General features: G+C 41.8%; 12 protein-coding genes. 11 read left to right on the top strand and 1 reads right to left on the bottom strand.

Going from position 1 to position 16,084, the window contains the following annotated elements; translation table 11 throughout:
* The first annotated feature begins 70 nt into the window (after nucleotides 1-70).
* Nucleotides 71-271 carry a CsbD family protein gene (locus M1F56_RS09030; RefSeq protein WP_000051179.1) on the top strand — a complete coding sequence of 67 codons (201 nt, stop codon included), beginning with the start codon at nucleotides 71-73 and terminating at the stop codon, nucleotides 269-271.
* A 31-nt stretch (nucleotides 272-302) separates the two neighbouring features.
* On the opposite strand, the gene M1F56_RS09025 is transcribed toward M1F56_RS09030, so the two are convergent.
* Nucleotides 303-1,748, bottom strand: a complete 1,446-nt coding sequence (locus M1F56_RS09025) for a UDP-N-acetylmuramoyl-L-alanyl-D-glutamate--L-lysine ligase (protein WP_247917491.1) — start codon at nucleotides 1,746-1,748, stop codon at nucleotides 303-305.
* A 105-nt stretch (nucleotides 1,749-1,853) separates the two neighbouring features.
* On the opposite strand from M1F56_RS09025, the gene M1F56_RS09020 reads away from it, so the two are divergent.
* From M1F56_RS09020 to mltG, 10 genes are all read left to right on the top strand, one after another.
* Entirely contained in the window at nucleotides 1,854-3,476 is a 1,623-nt protein-coding gene (locus M1F56_RS09020; RefSeq protein WP_247917490.1) for a putative polysaccharide biosynthesis protein, read from the top strand.
* A 201-nt stretch (nucleotides 3,477-3,677) separates the two neighbouring features.
* Nucleotides 3,678-5,636, top strand: a complete 1,959-nt coding sequence (locus tag M1F56_RS09015) for a peptide ABC transporter substrate-binding protein (RefSeq protein WP_247917489.1) — start codon at nucleotides 3,678-3,680, stop codon at nucleotides 5,634-5,636.
* A gap of 145 nt (nucleotides 5,637-5,781) precedes the next feature.
* Nucleotides 5,782-6,876 (top strand): cystathionine gamma-synthase, encoded by a 1,095-nt coding sequence (locus M1F56_RS09010; RefSeq protein ID WP_247917488.1) that lies wholly within the window; start codon nucleotides 5,782-5,784, stop codon nucleotides 6,874-6,876.
* A gap of 7 nt (nucleotides 6,877-6,883) precedes the next feature.
* Nucleotides 6,884-8,050, top strand: a complete 1,167-nt coding sequence (locus M1F56_RS09005; RefSeq protein WP_247917487.1) for a MalY/PatB family protein — start codon at nucleotides 6,884-6,886, stop codon at nucleotides 8,048-8,050.
* Between the two features lie 92 nt (nucleotides 8,051-8,142).
* Nucleotides 8,143-11,238: a DEAD/DEAH box helicase gene (locus M1F56_RS09000; protein WP_247917486.1), complete on the top strand. Its 3,096-nt coding sequence runs from the start codon at nucleotides 8,143-8,145 to the stop codon at nucleotides 11,236-11,238.
* Between the two features lie 47 nt (nucleotides 11,239-11,285).
* Nucleotides 11,286-11,897, top strand: a complete 612-nt coding sequence (locus M1F56_RS08995) for a cystathionine gamma-synthase (protein ID WP_247917485.1) — start codon at nucleotides 11,286-11,288, stop codon at nucleotides 11,895-11,897.
* 11 nt (nucleotides 11,898-11,908) lie between these two features.
* Nucleotides 11,909-13,243 carry a UDP-N-acetylmuramate--L-alanine ligase gene (gene murC, locus M1F56_RS08990; RefSeq protein ID WP_000048097.1) on the top strand — a complete coding sequence of 445 codons (1,335 nt, stop codon included), beginning with the start codon at nucleotides 11,909-11,911 and terminating at the stop codon, nucleotides 13,241-13,243.
* A 9-nt stretch (nucleotides 13,244-13,252) separates the two neighbouring features.
* On the top strand, nucleotides 13,253-13,720 hold the full coding sequence (locus M1F56_RS08985; RefSeq protein WP_247917484.1) for a GNAT family N-acetyltransferase: 468 nt from the start codon (nucleotides 13,253-13,255) through the stop codon (nucleotides 13,718-13,720).
* Nucleotides 13,717-14,220 carry a GNAT family N-acetyltransferase gene (locus tag M1F56_RS08980; RefSeq protein ID WP_247917483.1) on the top strand — a complete coding sequence of 168 codons (504 nt, stop codon included), beginning with the start codon at nucleotides 13,717-13,719 and terminating at the stop codon, nucleotides 14,218-14,220. The genes M1F56_RS08985 and M1F56_RS08980 overlap by 4 nt, the downstream gene beginning before the upstream one ends.
* 74 nt (nucleotides 14,221-14,294) lie before the next feature.
* Nucleotides 14,295-16,046 (top strand): endolytic transglycosylase MltG, encoded by a 1,752-nt coding sequence (gene mltG / locus M1F56_RS08975; RefSeq protein WP_247917482.1) that lies wholly within the window; start codon nucleotides 14,295-14,297, stop codon nucleotides 16,044-16,046.
* The last annotated feature ends 38 nt before the right edge of the window (nucleotides 16,047-16,084 follow it).

Raw genomic sequence — 16,084 nt, 5'->3', positions numbered from 1 at the left:
CTAAAGAATAAGCATAAACTGAATGTAAGCGACAACGTTTATCGTATTAAAACAAAAAGGAGACAGAGCTATGTCACTTGAAAATAAATTGGATCAAGCAACTGGTGCTATCAAAGAAGGATTTGGTAAAGTTACTGGCGATAGCAAGACAGAAGCAGAAGGTACTGTAGAAAAAACAGTTGCGAAAGCAAAAGAAGTTGTTGAAGATGCTAAAGGTGCTGTAGAAGGTGCCGTTGAAGGTCTTAAAAATTCATTTAAGAAAGAAGACTAAAAAAATCAAGGGAATGTTTCCCTTGATTTTTTTATAGATAACGTTCTGCGATAGCTGCGTCTCCAGGATAGTCTTCTTTCTTTCCTTGAATGATCTGGTAACAATCGGCTCCCTTACCTGCAATAATCACAGCATCAAGTTCCTGATTTGTGATGGCCATCGCCGCCTTGATGGCTTCTTCACGATCGGCAATCTTTTCAACAGGATGACTGATATAGCTACTAATTTCATCCGCAATCACCATTGGATCTTCATAGTTGGGGTCATCAGCGGTGAGAAAGACTTGAATCTCAGGATGTTGATTAAGGAGGAGGCCAAAGTCTTTGCGTCGACTTTCTCCCTTGTTTCCAGTCGAACCGAGAACCAGAGCAATTTTTCCAGTTTGATGAGTTTCAACAACAGAGATCAGTTTCTTCAGGCTGTCACCATTATGGGCGTAGTCGATGAAGACCTTGGCTCCATTTTTCTGAGTCAGGACTTCCATACGTCCAGGAACGCGGGTTGCAGCGATTCCTTTTTTGATATCTTCAAGACTAGCACCTAGACGAAGACAGGCAAGTCCTGCAGCAACAGCATTTTCTTGATTGAAGTGGCCAATGAGTTGAATATCATAATCACCAGCGAGTTTACCAGTAGCTGAAAAGCTAAAGGCTTTGGAGTTCTCGATTTGGTTGCTCGAATGGCTACCATAGAAGTCATGTTCTTGATGTTCCACTTGTTCTTTTAGCACAGAAAAGTGGTTCATGTCGCTGTTAATGACAACTGCTCGGCTATTTTTCATCAAGAGACGCTTGTGATAGAAGTAGTCTTCAAAGCTAGGATGCTCAATCGGACCGATATGGTCAGGTGTGATGTTAAGAAAGACACCTACATCAAAGGTCAGACCATATACTCGATGAACAAGATAGGCTTGGCTAGAGACTTCCATTACAAGATGGGTTCTACCATTCTTAACAGCCTGAGCCATCATGTCGAAAAGATCGATATTTTCAGGCGTTGAGAAGGAAGATTTAAAGAAGGTCCTGCCATCCAAAGTTGTGTTCATAGTTGACAAGAGAGCTGTTGGGTAGCACTGAGATAGAATGTGGTATGCAAAGTAAGCAGATGTTGTCTTTCCTTTTGTCCCTGTGAAAGCGAGAATTTTGAGTTTTTCTTGTGGATTGTCATAAAATTCCATAGCAATCAAACTCATGGCTTTCTTGATATCGTTCACAACGATGACAGGGATACCGACTTCGTAGTCCTTTTCGGAGACGTACCAAGCTAAGCCTTGACTTATAGCGGATAGGAGGTATTCTTTTTTAAAGGCAGCACCTTTTGCAAAAAAAAGAGTGCCTTCTTTTACTTTTCGGCTGTCGTAACTGATGCTGTCAAAAACAACTTCACTGTAGTTGTAGTGGTAGTGTCCTTGGTCGATAATCTCGCGGAAGAGACCATCTTTCTTTAATATATCTAATACGGTTTCAATCTTTATCATACTTTCTATTGTAAACCGAAAGTCTGAATTTTACAAGTAACAAGGAAAAGTTTATAATGGAAGATGAGGAAAATTTCCTAATTATCAAAATTGAATGAGGAAGCTATGTCTAACGAAAACAATCACCAGCAAGCCCAGATGTTGCGAGGGACTGCTTGGCTAACAGCTAGTAACTTTATTAGTCGCCTCCTTGGGGCAATCTACATTATTCCCTGGTATATCTGGATGGGGACCTATGCTGCTAAAGCAAATGGACTCTTTACCATGGGCTACAATATTTACGCCTGGTTCTTGCTGATTTCTACAGCGGGTATCCCAGTTGCGGTCGCCAAACAAGTGGCTAAGTACAATACCATGCGGGAAGAAGAGCACAGCTTTGCCTTGATTCGGAGTTTCCTAAGCTTTATGACGGGCTTGGGCTTAGTCTTTGCCTTGGTCTTGTATCTCTTTTCTCCCTGGTTAGCAGATTTGTCAGGTGTGGGGAAAGACCTGATTCCCATCATGCAGAGCTTGGCTTGGGCGGTCTTGATTTTCCCGTCTATGAGTGTCATCCGGGGCTTCTTCCAAGGGATGAACAACCTGAAACCCTATGCTATGAGCCAAATCGCTGAGCAGGTAATTCGTGTTATCTGGATGTTGATGGCGACCTTCTTCATTATGAAGATGGGTTCTGGGGACTACTTATCAGCAGTTACCCAATCGACCTTTGCGGCCTTTGTGGGGATGGTGGCAAGTTTTGCAGTTTTGTTCTACTTCCTTGCCCAAGAAGGTTTGCTTAAGAGAGTCTTTGAAACACGGGATAAGATCAATAGTAAGCGACTCTTAGTCGATACCATCAAGGAAGCCATTCCCTTTATCCTAACAGGATCAGCCATTCAGCTCTTCCAGATTTTAGACCAGATGACCTTTATCAATAGTATGAAGTGGTTTACCAACTATAGCAACGAAGACTTGGTTGTCATGTTTTCTTATTTCTCTGCCAATCCCAATAAAATCACCATGATTTTAATCTCTGTGGGGGTTTCAATTGGGAGTGTTGGCTTGCCGCTGTTAACGGAAAACTATGTAAAAGGCGACTTGCAGGCAGCGGCTCGCCTAGTCCAAGATAGCCTCACCATGCTCTTCTTATTTCTACTACCGGCAACGGTTGGAGTGGTCATGGTAGGGGAACCTCTCTATACAGTTTTTTATGGCAAGCCAGATAGTCTGGCCATGGGTTTATTTGTCTTTGCAGTTTTGCAGTCTACTATCCTAGGCTTGTATATGGTCTTGTCTCCTATGCTTCAGGCCATGTTCCGCAACCGCAAGGCAGTTCTTTATTTTATCTATGGTTCCATTGCTAAGATCGTCTTGCAATTGCCAACCATTGCTATTTTCCATAGCTACGGTCCTTTGATTTCAACGACTATCGGCTTGATTATTCCGAATGTCTTGATGTACCGAGACATCTACCAGGTAACAGGTGCTCGTCGAAAGATAATCTTGAAGCGGACTATCTTGATTACCATCTTAACCCTTGTCATGTTCACCCTAGTTGGCTTCTTGCAGTGGCTGCTCGGTTTAGTCTTCCAACCAAGTGGACGTTTCTGGAGTTTCCTTTATGTGGCTCTCATCGGAGGGCTTGGAGGAGGTCTCTATGGTTTGATGAGCCTACGAACACGACTCTTAGACAAGATAATAGGTAAAGCCCAAGCAGACCGACTACGTACACGATTGAAAATATCGTAAGAAGATTTATAAATAAAAGCAATGAATTAACCTTTCTTTAATAGAAAGGTTTTTATAGTACATTTTTCTTAAAAAAGGAGAACTTTTTCTAAAATTAGGAGTAGAAAAATATGTTTTTTAAGTTTTTCTTCAGAAATCGCTTGACTAAATAAAACCAAAGCTGTATAATAAGACAAATCTTTAAAACAGGAGGTTCTGGAAATGAAAAAGTCTAAGGCCAAGTATCTGACACTTGCAAGTGTCGTGTTAAGCGCAGGTATCTTACTGAGCGCATGTGGAAACTCAACTAGTTCTTCTAAAACATATAACTATGTTTATTCGAGCGATCCATCTAGTTTGAACTATCTTGCAGAAAACCGTGCAACAACCAACGACATCGTTACTAATTTGGTAGATGGATTGATGGAAAATGACCAATACGGTAACTATGTTCCATCGTTGGCAGAGGATTGGACTGTTTCTCAGGACGGTTTGACCTATACTTACAAATTGCGTAAGGATGCAAAATGGTATACCTATGAGGGTGAAGAATACGCCCCTGTAACGGCGCAAGATTTTGTCACTGGGTTGAAATATGCTGCTGATAAAAAATCCGAAGCCTTGTACCTGGTTCAAGACTCTGTAGCAGGTTTGGATGACTATATCAACGGTAAAACAACTGACTTTTCAACTGTCGGTGTTAAGGCGATTGACGACCAAACAGTTCAGTACACTTTGACACGTCCAGAACCTTATTGGAACTCTAAAACAACTTCAACCATTCTCTTCCCTGTCAATGCAGACTTCCTGAAATCAAAAGGGGATGACTTTGGTAAGGTAGACCCTTCTAACATTTTGTACAATGGTCCCTTCTTGATGAAGTCCTTTGTTTCAAAATCCGTCATCGAATACAAGAAAAATCCGAATTACTGGGATGCTAAAAATGTCTTTGTGGACGATGTGAAATTGACCTACTATGATGGAAGTGACCAAGATGCCCTAGCACGTAACTTTACAGAAGGAGTATACAGCTACGCACGTCTCTATCCAAATAGCTCAAGTTTTGAAGGGATTAAAGAGAAGAACAAGGACAATATCATCTACAGCATGCAAGATGCCACTTCTTTCTACTTGAACTTTAACCTGGACAGAAAATCTTATAACTTCACTTCTAAATCTTCAGATATCGAAAAGACATCAACCCAAGAAGCAGTTCTGAACAAAAACTTCCGTCAAGCTATCAACTTTGCCTATGATCGTACAGCCTATGGGGCGCAATCTCAAGGGGAAGACGGAGCAACGAAGATTATTCGTAATCTGGTTGTACCTCCAACATTTGTAAGTATCAACGGAAAAGACTTTGGTGATGTTGTTTCAGAAAAGATGGTCAACTATGGCCAAGAATGGCAAGGAATCAACTTTGCAGACGCGCAAGACCCATACTACAATCCTGACAAGGCTAAAGCTAAATTTGCAGAAGCTAAGAAAGAACTAGAAGCCAAGGGAGTTCAGTTCCCGATTCACTTGGATAAGACTGTTGAAATGACTAATAAATCAGAAATTCAAGCGATTAGTTCAATGAAACAATCAATCGAATCTGTTCTAGGAACTGATAATATAGTCATCGATATCCAACAATTGTCAACAGAGGACTATGATAGCTCAGGTTATCTCGCTCAAACTGCAGCTCAAAAAGACTATGACCTCTATAATGGTGGTTGGAGCCCGGACTATCAAGATCCATCAACTTATCTCGATATCTTTAGCGTGAAAAGCGGTGGAGTGTTGCAAAACCTTGGTCTAGAACCAGGTGAAATCAATGACAAGGCCAAGGCAGTTGGACTTGATACCTATACTGAAATGTTGGAAGAAGCCAATAAAGAGCAGAATCCAGCGAAACGTTATGAGAAATATGCTGAAATTCAAGCTTGGCTCGTTGATAGTGCCCTTGCTATTCCAAACGTTTCCCATGGTGGAACACCTAGCTTGAGAAAGACAGTTCCATTCTCAGCGCCATTCTCACAAGCAGGAAATAAGGGTGTCGAATCATACAAGTACCTCAAGTTGCAAGATAAGACTGTAACGACTGATGAGTATGAAAAAGCTAGAGAAAAATGGCAAAAAGAAAAAGAAGAATCAAATAAAAAAGCCCAAGAAGAACTGGCAAAACACGTTAAATAACCAGTCTATTCAACAGGAAAAACGATAGTTTCTCAAGAAACTATCGTTTTTGTATAGTTTGAAACTATAACTAGCTCTTGAAAAGAAGAAAATGAGTTAGTGAAAATAAGTGGTACAATAGTTACTATAGATTTGGAGGTACTGTATGAGCAAAGAACTACACATCAATACAATTTTAGCCCAGGCGGGAATCAAGTCAGATAAGGCAACAGGTGCCTTGGTGACGCCGCTTCATTTTTCAACCACTTATCAGCATCCGGAGTTCGGTCAGTCTACGGGATTTGACTATACCCGTACTAAAAACCCAACTCGCAGTAAGGCGGAGGAAGTCTTGGCGGCTATTGAGTCAGCAGACTATGCCCTAGCGACGAGTTCGGGAATGGCTGCGATTGTACTGGCTTTTAGTGTTTTTCCAGTAGGAAGTAAAGTCTTGGCTGTGCGAGATCTTTATGGGGGCTCTTTTCGTTGGTTCAACCAAGTCGAGCAAGAAGGCCGTTTCCATTTTACCTATGTCAATACAGAAGAAGAGCTGATTGCTGAGTTAGAGAAAGATGTGGATGTTCTCTATATCGAAACCCCAACCAACCCTTTGATGTTGGAATTTGATATTGAAAAACTAGCAAAATTGGCTCATGCTAAGGGTGCCAAAGTGGTGGTGGACAATACCTTCTATAGTCCGATTTACCAACGTCCAATTGAAGATGGAGCGGATATCGTTCTGCATTCAGCAACTAAGTATCTAGCAGGCCACAATGATGTCTTGGCTGGAGTGGTTGTGACCAATAGTTTAGAACTATACGAGAAGCTTTTCTACAATCTCAATACGACAGGAGCAGTCTTGTCACCATTTGACAGTTATCAATTGATTCGTGGTCTCAAGACCTTGTCTCTTCGTATGGAACGCTCAACAGCCAATGCCCAAGAAGTGGTTGACTTTTTGAAGGATTCTGCAGCAGTTAAGGAAGTTCTCTATACTGGTCGCGGGGGGATGATTTCCTTTAAAGTAGTGGATGAAAAGCGTATTCCTCATATTTTAAATAGCTTAAAGGTCTTCTCATTTGCAGAAAGTTTGGGTGGAGTGGAGAGTCTGATCACCTATCCGACAACTCAGACTCATGCGGATATTCCAGCAGAAGTGCGCCATTCCTATGGCTTAACAGATGACCTCTTACGCTTGTCAATTGGGATTGAAGATGCTAGAGATTTGATTGCGGACTTGCGCCAAGCCTTGGAAGGATAAGACAGATATGGGAAAATATGATTTTACAAGCCTGCCCAATCGTTTTGGGCATCATACCTATAAATGGAAAGAGGCAGAAGCTGATCGAGAAGTTCTACCAGCTTGGATAGCGGATATGGACTTTGTAGTCTTGCCTGAAGTTCGACAAGCTGTACAAGCCTACGCAGATCAGTTGGTCTATGGCTATACTTATGCAAGCGACGCTTTGATTGAGTCGGTTCAAGAATGGGAAGCCAGCCAACACGGTTATCACTTTGACAAAGATGCTCTCGTCTTTATCGAGGGAGTGGTACCAGCTATTTCAACAGCCATTCAAGCCTTTACAAAAGAAGGAGAAGCTGTTCTGATTAACACACCAGTCTATCCACCGTTTGCCCGCAGTGTCAAACTGAACAATCGCCGATTGATTACCAATTCTTTGGTGGAAAAGAATGGTCTGTTTGAGATTGACTTTGACCAGTTGGAGAAGGAATTGGTAGAAGAGGATGTGAAACTTTATATCCTTTGCAATCCCCACAATCCTGGTGGACGTGTTTGGGAAAAGGAAGTGTTAGAAAAGATTGGTCATCTCTGCCAAAAACATGGTGTTTTGTTGGTTTCAGATGAGATTCACCAAGATTTGGCCCTCTTTGGTCACAAACACCAGTCTTTCAATACCATTGATCCTGCTTTTAAAGACTTTGCCCTTATCTTGAGTAGTGCCACTAAAACCTTTAATATTGCTGGGACCAAGAATTCCTATGCAGTCATTGAAAATCCTAAACTTCGAGTGGCTTTTCAGAAACGCCAGTTGGCCAATAATCATCATGAAATTTCAGGCTTGGGTTATTTGGCGACAGAAGCTGCCTATCGATATGGAAAGGATTGGCTAGAAGAACTGAAAGAAGTCATCGAGGACCACATTAACTATGTAGTGGATGTTTTGGGCAACGAAACCAAGATTAAGGTCATGAAACCACAAGGTACCTACTTGATCTGGCTTGATTTTTCAGCCTATGACCTAACGGATGACCGCTTGCAAGAGCTTTTGAAGAATGAAGCCAAGGTCATCCTCAACCGAGGTTTGGACTTTGGGGAGAAGGGAACTCTTCATGCCCGCCTCAATGTAGCCATGCCGAAGTCAGTATTGGAAGAGGTTTGTCAACGCATCGTGACCACTTTTGCTACACTTTAAAAATCCAGCCTTCTAGGAGAAAAGTCTTCCTAGAAGGCTATTTTCATAGGGGAAAATGTGGTATAATGAAAAGATAAGATAAAGGGGTAACTATGGCTAAATTGATTCCGGGAAAGTTGCGCATGGAGGGTGTTACACTCTATGAAACAGGCAACATTGAGATTATCAAGGAAAAAGGGAATCGCCTCTATACTCGTGTGGCGGGAGAAGACTTGCGCTACAGTTTAGAGGATGATCTTGTTTTTTGTGCTTGCGATTTTTTCCAAAAAAGAGGTTACTGTGTTCACCTCGCAGCGCTCGAGCATTATCTGAAGAACGACGAAAAAGGCCATTTTATTTTACAAGCCTTAGAAAAAGGCCATGAAGAGCAAGAAGAGGTCGAAACCAAGGTTAGTTTTGGTGGTAGTTTTTTGGAGCGTATCCAACCTCAGAAGAGAGAGAAAATCTACACTTTGTCGGCTCAAGGCCAGGTGGAAGCTGGGACCAATCGCCTCCTTTGGACTCTCCGAATCGGTTTAGTTGATAGTCAAAAATATTATGTCATTCGTGACATCCCTCTCTTTTTGAAGGTCTTGGTCCATCGAAAGCCATATATGATTGGGAAACACTATGAAAATGACTTGTCTTGGGATGCTTTTGATACAGCTAGCCAAGAAGTTCTTACTTTTTTATGTGGCTTGATTGAGGAGGGACTGAGTCAAGACCTCTTTTTCCCCAATCAAGGTCGTCACCTCTTTTTCCCTCTGACATTTTTTGAACAGGGAGTGGAGTTGCTGATGACCTTGGAAGATTTTCATTTTGAGCACCAGATTACTAGTTATGAAAATCTTCTCTTTCATGATTTAGATCCAGAAGCAAACCTTTTCTCTTTTTCCGTGAAGGAGTATCCCGATTATTTTGAGATGGAAATTTCTGAAAGTGAGCGAGTCAACGTATTTTATGGAGGAGCGGTTCTCTTTCGTAAGGGGAATCTTTATCTCTTAAATCCTAAACAAATCAGCCTACTAAAGGAAATCAAGGAGCTTCCTCAGGAAGAAAGAGGGAGAAAATGCCTCCAGTTTGACAACAGTGATCGTGACCGTCTGGCCGCCTGTCTGCCTTTGTTTGGACAGCTGGGCACAGTTTCTGCTCCTGAGCGCTTGCAAATCAGACCCTTTTCCCCAATCTTTTACTTTGATAGGGAGGATGACGGTCGTATCCGTTTGAATATCCAGTTTGACTATGGAGAGGTTAAGGTGACTAGTCGTCAACAGTTGGAACAATTACCATTTTCAAGTAATGCTGCTTTGGAAAGCCAGCTATTTCAAGTCTGTCTAGGAGCTGGTTTTGAGGCTGATTTTCAGTCTTGGAGACAGGCTTTGAAGCCAGAAGCAGTTTATTCTTTCTTTCATCATACGATTCCAGCCTTTGAAAAATTGGGTCAGGTTTTCTTGTCTGATGAGATGAATCAGCTCTACAGCGTCCAAGCTCCTCAGGTTCAGATTGAGTCCAAGGGAGGACTGTTGGAAATCCAATTTGATTTCCAAGGGATTGCCCAAGAAGAGATTGATCAAGCTCTTAAAGCCTTAACCAACAATCAGGATTTCTATATCAGTTCTTCTGATAAAGTATTCTTTTTTGATGAGGAAACCAAGCAGATCCGTCAGAATTTGCAGGAACTGGGTGTTGAACTAAAAGATGGCTCTTTCCAAGCTAGGAAATCTTTAGCTTATAGTCTTTCTCAAATTTTTGAAGGTCGCGATCGGATAGCATTTTCGGAGGAATTTCAGCATTTGGCCCATGATTTGACCCATCCTGAGGACTTTCCTTTAGGAGCGGTACAGGTTCAAGCGAGTTTGAGAGACTATCAAGAAAAGGGTGTGCGTTGGCTACAGATGCTCCATCATTACGGTTTTGGAGGCATCTTGGCAGACGATATGGGACTGGGTAAAACACTGCAGACCATTGCTTTTTTGACAAGTCAGGTTACAGAAGATAGTCGTGTCTTGATTTTGGCGCCGTCAGGTTTGATCTACAACTGGGCAGATGAATTCAGAAAATTTGCCCCGCAGTTGGATTTGGCTGTCGTTCATGGTTTGAAAGCGAATCGAGAAGTGATTCTTTCTGAAAATCACCAAATCTATGTAACTAGCTATGCTACCTTTCGTCAAGACAGCGAGCTTTATCAAGAGATGGCTTTTGATTTTCTCTTCTTAGATGAAGCCCAGGTCATGAAAAATGCCCAGACTAAGATTGCTCAGAGTTTGCGCCAGTTTGTGGTGCCGGCAGTCTTTGCTTTGTCAGGTACGCCCATTGAAAACCATCTAGGAGAGTTGTGGTCTATCTTTCAAATTGTTTTACCAGGACTCCTACCTAACAAGAAAGAGTTTATGAAATTACCGGCTGACCGAGTAGCGCAATTTATCAAGCCCTTCGTCATGAGACGCAAAAAAGAAGAAGTCCTAACAGAACTGCCTGACCTGATCGAAGTCGTCTATAAAAATGAACTGGAAGATCAACAGAAGGCCATCTATCTGGCCCAGTTGCAACAGATGCGAGACCGACTAGCGCAAGTGACAGATCAAGAATTCCAGAGAAGTCGAGTAGAAATCTTATCTGGTCTCATGCGATTACGTCAGATCTGCGATACACCAGCTCTCTTTATGGACGATTACCAGGGAGCTAGTGGTAAATTGGATAGTCTCCGAGATTTATTGCTACAAGTAGCAGATGGTGGGCATCGGGTCTTGATTTTCTCTCAATTTAAAGGAATGTTGGAAAAAATCGAGCAAGAGCTCCCAAATTTGGGCTTGACTTCCTTCAAAATCACGGGCTCAACTCCTGCTCAAGAACGACAAGAAATGACCAAAATATTTAATCAAGGGGAAAGGGATATCTTTCTCATCTCCCTTAAGGCGGGGGGTGTCGGTCTCAATCTGACAGGAGCTGACACCGTCATCCTGGTGGACCTCTGGTGGAATCCTGCTGTCGAGGCTCAGGCTATCGGACGGGCTCACCGAATGGGACAGGAGCGGAAGGTAGAGGTTTACCGTTTGATTACTCGAGGAACCATTGAAGAAAAGATTCAAGAACTCCAAGAACAGAAGAGACACCTAGTTTCCCAAGTTTTAGATGGGACGGAATCGCGTGCGAGTCTTAGTCTGGCAGAAATTCGAGAAATTTTAGGGATTTCTGAAGCCAGCACTTGAAAAATCAAGACAATACGCTATAATGAAGTGTTGAAAGGAAATACAAAATGAAACAAGATCGATTTCCATTGGTGTCAGATGATGAGATTATGCTGACCAAAATGCCAGTCATGGACTTGTACGATGAGTCAGACTTTATTAGCAATATCAAGGGTGATTACCGCGATAAAAACTATTTGGAATGGTCTCCTATCAATGAGGAACAGGCTGTAACTCCTTCGGTAGCTAGCAAGGAGTCAAAACCAGGCCCAGAACCTAAAAAAATTGAAAAAACGTATGCTGAATTGGCTAGAGAAGAGGCTCGTGCGGACTTGAAGAAGAAACGTTCGGCCAAGTATTTGACTCAGGATGTTAGTCATACTAGACGACACAATGGTTCAACACTTGTTCGTCAAGGAAACCAACCAACAGCACCATTTCAAAAGGAAAATCCAGGTGAGTTTGCTAAGTTTAGTAAAAACTTGAGCCAGTCCCACTATATCTTAGCTGAGGAAGCTGGCCAGGTAGTAACTCCAACTCCGAAAGCCCAAACAGGAAAGGCTAAAAAGAACAACTATGATTTTCTAAAGAAGAGTCAAATATATAATAAAAAGAATAAGCAAACGGAACAGGAACGTCAGGTTGCTCAAGAGTTGAATCTGACAAGAATTACTGAGTAAGGGAGAAAAACATGTCAAAAACATATCATTTTATTGGAATCAAGGGATCAGGGATGAGTGCCTTGGCCTTAATGTTGCACCAAATGGGACACAAGGTTCAAGGTTCAGACGTTGAAAAATACTACTTTACTCAACGTGGACTAGAGCAGGCAGGGATTACGATTCTTCCTTTTGATGAAAAGAACCTGCAAGGGGATCTTGAAATTATTGCTGGAAATGCCTTTCGTCCAGATAATAACGTTGAAATCGCCTATGCCGACAAAAATGGTATCAGCTACAAACGTTACCATGAATTCCTAGGCAGCTTTATGCGTGACTTTGTCAGCATGGGGGTTGCAGGAGCACATGGTAAGACATCAACGACTGGGATGCTGTCTCACGTTTTGTCTCACATCACAGACACTAGCTTCTTGATTGGGGATGGAACGGGTCGAGGTTCTGAAAATGCTAAGTATTTTGTTTTTGAATCTGACGAATATGAGCGTCATTTCATGCCTTACCACCCAGAATACTCTATCATCACCAACATTGACTTTGACCATCCAGATTACTTTACTAGTCTAGAGGATGTTTTCAACGCCTTTAATGACTATGCCAAACAAATCACGAAGGGGTTATTCGTCTACGGTGAGGATGCTGAGTTGCGTAAGATCACAGCCAATGCGCCAATCTATTACTATGGCTTTGATGCTGAGGGAAATGACTTTGTAGCTAGCGATCTTCTACGTTCTACAACTGGTTCGACCTTCACAGTTCATTTCCGCGGACAAGAGTTGGGTCAATTCCACATTCCAACCTTTGGTCGTCACAATATCATGAATGCGACAGCCGTTATTGGTTTACTTTATACAGCAGGGTTTGACTTGAACTTGGTACGTGAACACTTGAAAACATTTGCTGGTGTCAAGCGTCGTTTCACTGAAAAGGTTGTCAATGGCACCATTATTATTGATGATTTCGCCCACCATCCAACGGAAATCATTGCGACCTTAGATGCGGCTCGCCAGAAATACCCAAGCAAGGAAATTGTTGCAATCTTCCAACCACACACTTTTACTAGAACCATTGCCCTATTGGACGATTTTGCTAAAGCTTTGAGCCAGGCAGATGCTGTTTACTTGGCGAAAATCTATGGATCAGCCCGTGAGGTGGACCATGGTGACGTCAAGGTAGAAGACCTAGCAGATAAAATTAAGAAGAAAAGCCAAGTCATCACAGTTGAAAATGTATCACCACTCCTTGAGCATGATAATGCAGTTTATGTCTTTATGGGAGCAGGAGATATCCAAACCTATGAGTACTCATTTGAACGTCTTTTGTCTAATTTGACAAGTAACGTCCAATAAGAAAAAAGAATGGAAATTCCAATCACCATAGGACGGGCTACTTTATCGGATTTAGAAGAAATTGTAGCAATTGAAGAATCTTGTTTATCCTCAGAAGAAATAGTGAACTACGAGTTTTTAGAAGAGAGTATCCGTAAGATTGTGGGTACCCTTCTTGTAGCTAGAGATGAAAACCAGCTCCTAGGCTATGTTTTAGGAGAATCTCAGTCTCTTCATCCCACATGGATAGAAATAAAATCATTTGCTATTCATCCTGACCATCGCGGGCAAGGCTTGGGGACCCTTCTTCTTGCTAACTTGAAACAAGTGGCGGTGGAAGGAGGGTATGAGTATCTTCGCTTGACTTGTCCTGATGACTTGCTCTCTTATTTTGAGATGAATGACTTTGCTACGGGAGAATTGCTAGAGGCTTCGTACGCAAGATTTTCAGGATGGAATCTGATTTGGGCCAATCCTTTTTATCAGGAGGAAGTATGAAAATCAGACAAGCAAGATTTTCGGATTTAGATCAAATTTTAGAGATAGAGCTGGAGAATTTCTCCCTTGAAGAAGCGATTCCTCGTTCGGTCTTTGAAGCGCACTTACGTGAAATTCAGACCAGTTTTCTCGTAGCTGAAAAGGAGGGACGTATCCTTGGGTATATCGAAGGTCCAGTCGTCCCACATCGTCATCTACAAGATCAGTCTTTTACAGAAGAAATAAAAGACTATAGCCATCGACCTGGAGGTTATATCTCTGTGACCTGTCTCTCCATAGCTAAGGAGGCACAAGCCTTGGGCGTGGGGAAAAGACTGTTAAGGACTCTGAAAGAAGTCGCTTTAGAACATGAACGAGAAGGTATCAATTTGACCTGTCATGACTATCTCATCCCTTATTATGAAAAAAATGGATTTGTGAATGAAGGGGTATCCCAGTCAAGCTTTGCTGGGGAAACATGGTATGATATGGTTTGGCAGCCAGAAAATAAAGAAAACTAGCTAGGGAATGCCCTAGTTAGTTGCTTTTCTGCGACTTTTAAGATATAATATTATGGATTGTCAACAAGGAGGTAATGCTTTTGACTGAAAAATCAAGAGAAGAAGAAAAATTAAGCTTTAAAGAGCAGATTCTACGTGATTTAGAGAGAGTAAAAGAACAAGATAGAAGAGAGAAAGAAGTAGACATTCCAAATCTGACAGCTTCATCATCTCAAGCTAGTTCAGTAACTCCTGCAAATCCTGAATCGGATGCTTCAACAGAAGAGTTGATGGCTGATTCCCTATCTGTTGTCGATAAAATTCTAAAGAATGCGCCGAGTGTTCCTCCACTTTCGAGTGCTGAAGCTGATAAAACGGATGAAAAAGAGGATAAAGAGATTAGACAGCCTGTCATTGACAAGATAGAAGTTGTAGAATCTGAAGAACCTCTAGTAGAACCGATTCATCCAGCTGAAGAATCTGTAGTGGAGTCCGTTCAACCTAAGGTGGAACCAGTTGAACTTGAACCTGAAGAAAAAGAATTTAACGACACTCCGACCAAGATAGATGTGACTTATAAGACAGAAGAGGCCAATACATCAATTCCTTCTTCTGAGAATAAAGCTGAAGCGCTAGCTTCAACTGGATCCTCAGACAGATTAACGGAGGAATCACGTCGTGACCGTCGCCGTAAAGGTAAAAAACCAACTAAGAAAAAGAAAAAATCAAAGGCCAAAGGTTTCCTAGTAACCTTTTTAGTCCTAGTGGTGCTTGTGGCTGCTGGTGGATACTTTGGGTACGGTTATGTTCAAGACTCTTTGAAACCTGTTGATGCAAGCTCTAAGGAGTATATGACAGTTCAAATTCCCGAAGGATCAAATGTGCAACAAATTGGGAGCACTTTGGAAAAATCTGGTTTGGTCAAACATGGACTTATCTTTAGTATTTATGCTAAGTATAAGGGTTCAGACTTGAAGTCAGGTTATTACAATTTGAAGAAAAGCATGAGTACGGATGACTTGATTCAAGAATTGCAAAAAGGTGGAACTCCTGAACCTCAAGAACCAGTGCTTGCGAACTTAACGATTCCGGAAGGTTACACCTTAGAGCAAATTGCTCAGACAGTAGGTCAACTCCAAGGTGATTTTAAAGAACCTCTTACAGCGGATGCTTTTCTGGCAAAAGCTCAAGATGAAACCTTCATCTCCCAACTAGTAGCCAAGTATCCAAACCTTCTTGGAAGTCTTCCAACAAAAGACAGTGGCGTTCGTTATCGCCTTGAAGGTTACCTTTTCCCAGCAACCTACACTATCAAAGACAGCACTACGGTTGAAAGCTTGATTGATGATATGTTAGCAGCTATGGACAAGGCCATGTCACCGTACTACACTACGATAAAAGAAAAGAATCTGACAGTTAATGAATTGCTCAGTATTGCTTCTCTTGTCGAAAAAGAAGGTGCTAAGACCGAAGATCGTAAATTGATTGCGGGAGTCTTCTATAACCGCTTGAATCTTGGTATGCCACTTCAAAGCAACATTGCTATCTTGTATGCTGAAGGAAAACTTGGCCAAAAGATTAGCTTGGCTGATGATACTGCAATTGATACTACGATTGATTCACCTTATAATGTTTATACACATCTTGGACTCATGCCCGGACCAGTTGATAGTCCAAGCCTCGATGCGATTGAAGCAAGTGTAAATCAGACAAAGAGTGAGTACTTATACTTTGTAGCAAATGTTGAAGACGGTAAAGTGTACTTTGCAACGACAAAAGAAGAGCATGACCAAAACGTCGCAGAACATATCAATAGTAAATTAACACAATCAAGTAGTTCAAACTAAAATTATGTGGTTTTCCACATAATTTTGTTTTAAAAAAG

The sequence above is a fragment of the Streptococcus oralis genome (assembly GCF_023109005.1).
In the GTDB taxonomy this organism is placed as follows: Bacteria; Bacillota; Bacilli; order Lactobacillales; family Streptococcaceae; genus Streptococcus; species Streptococcus oralis_BU.
This window is presented reverse-complemented; position numbering and strand designations above follow the sequence as displayed.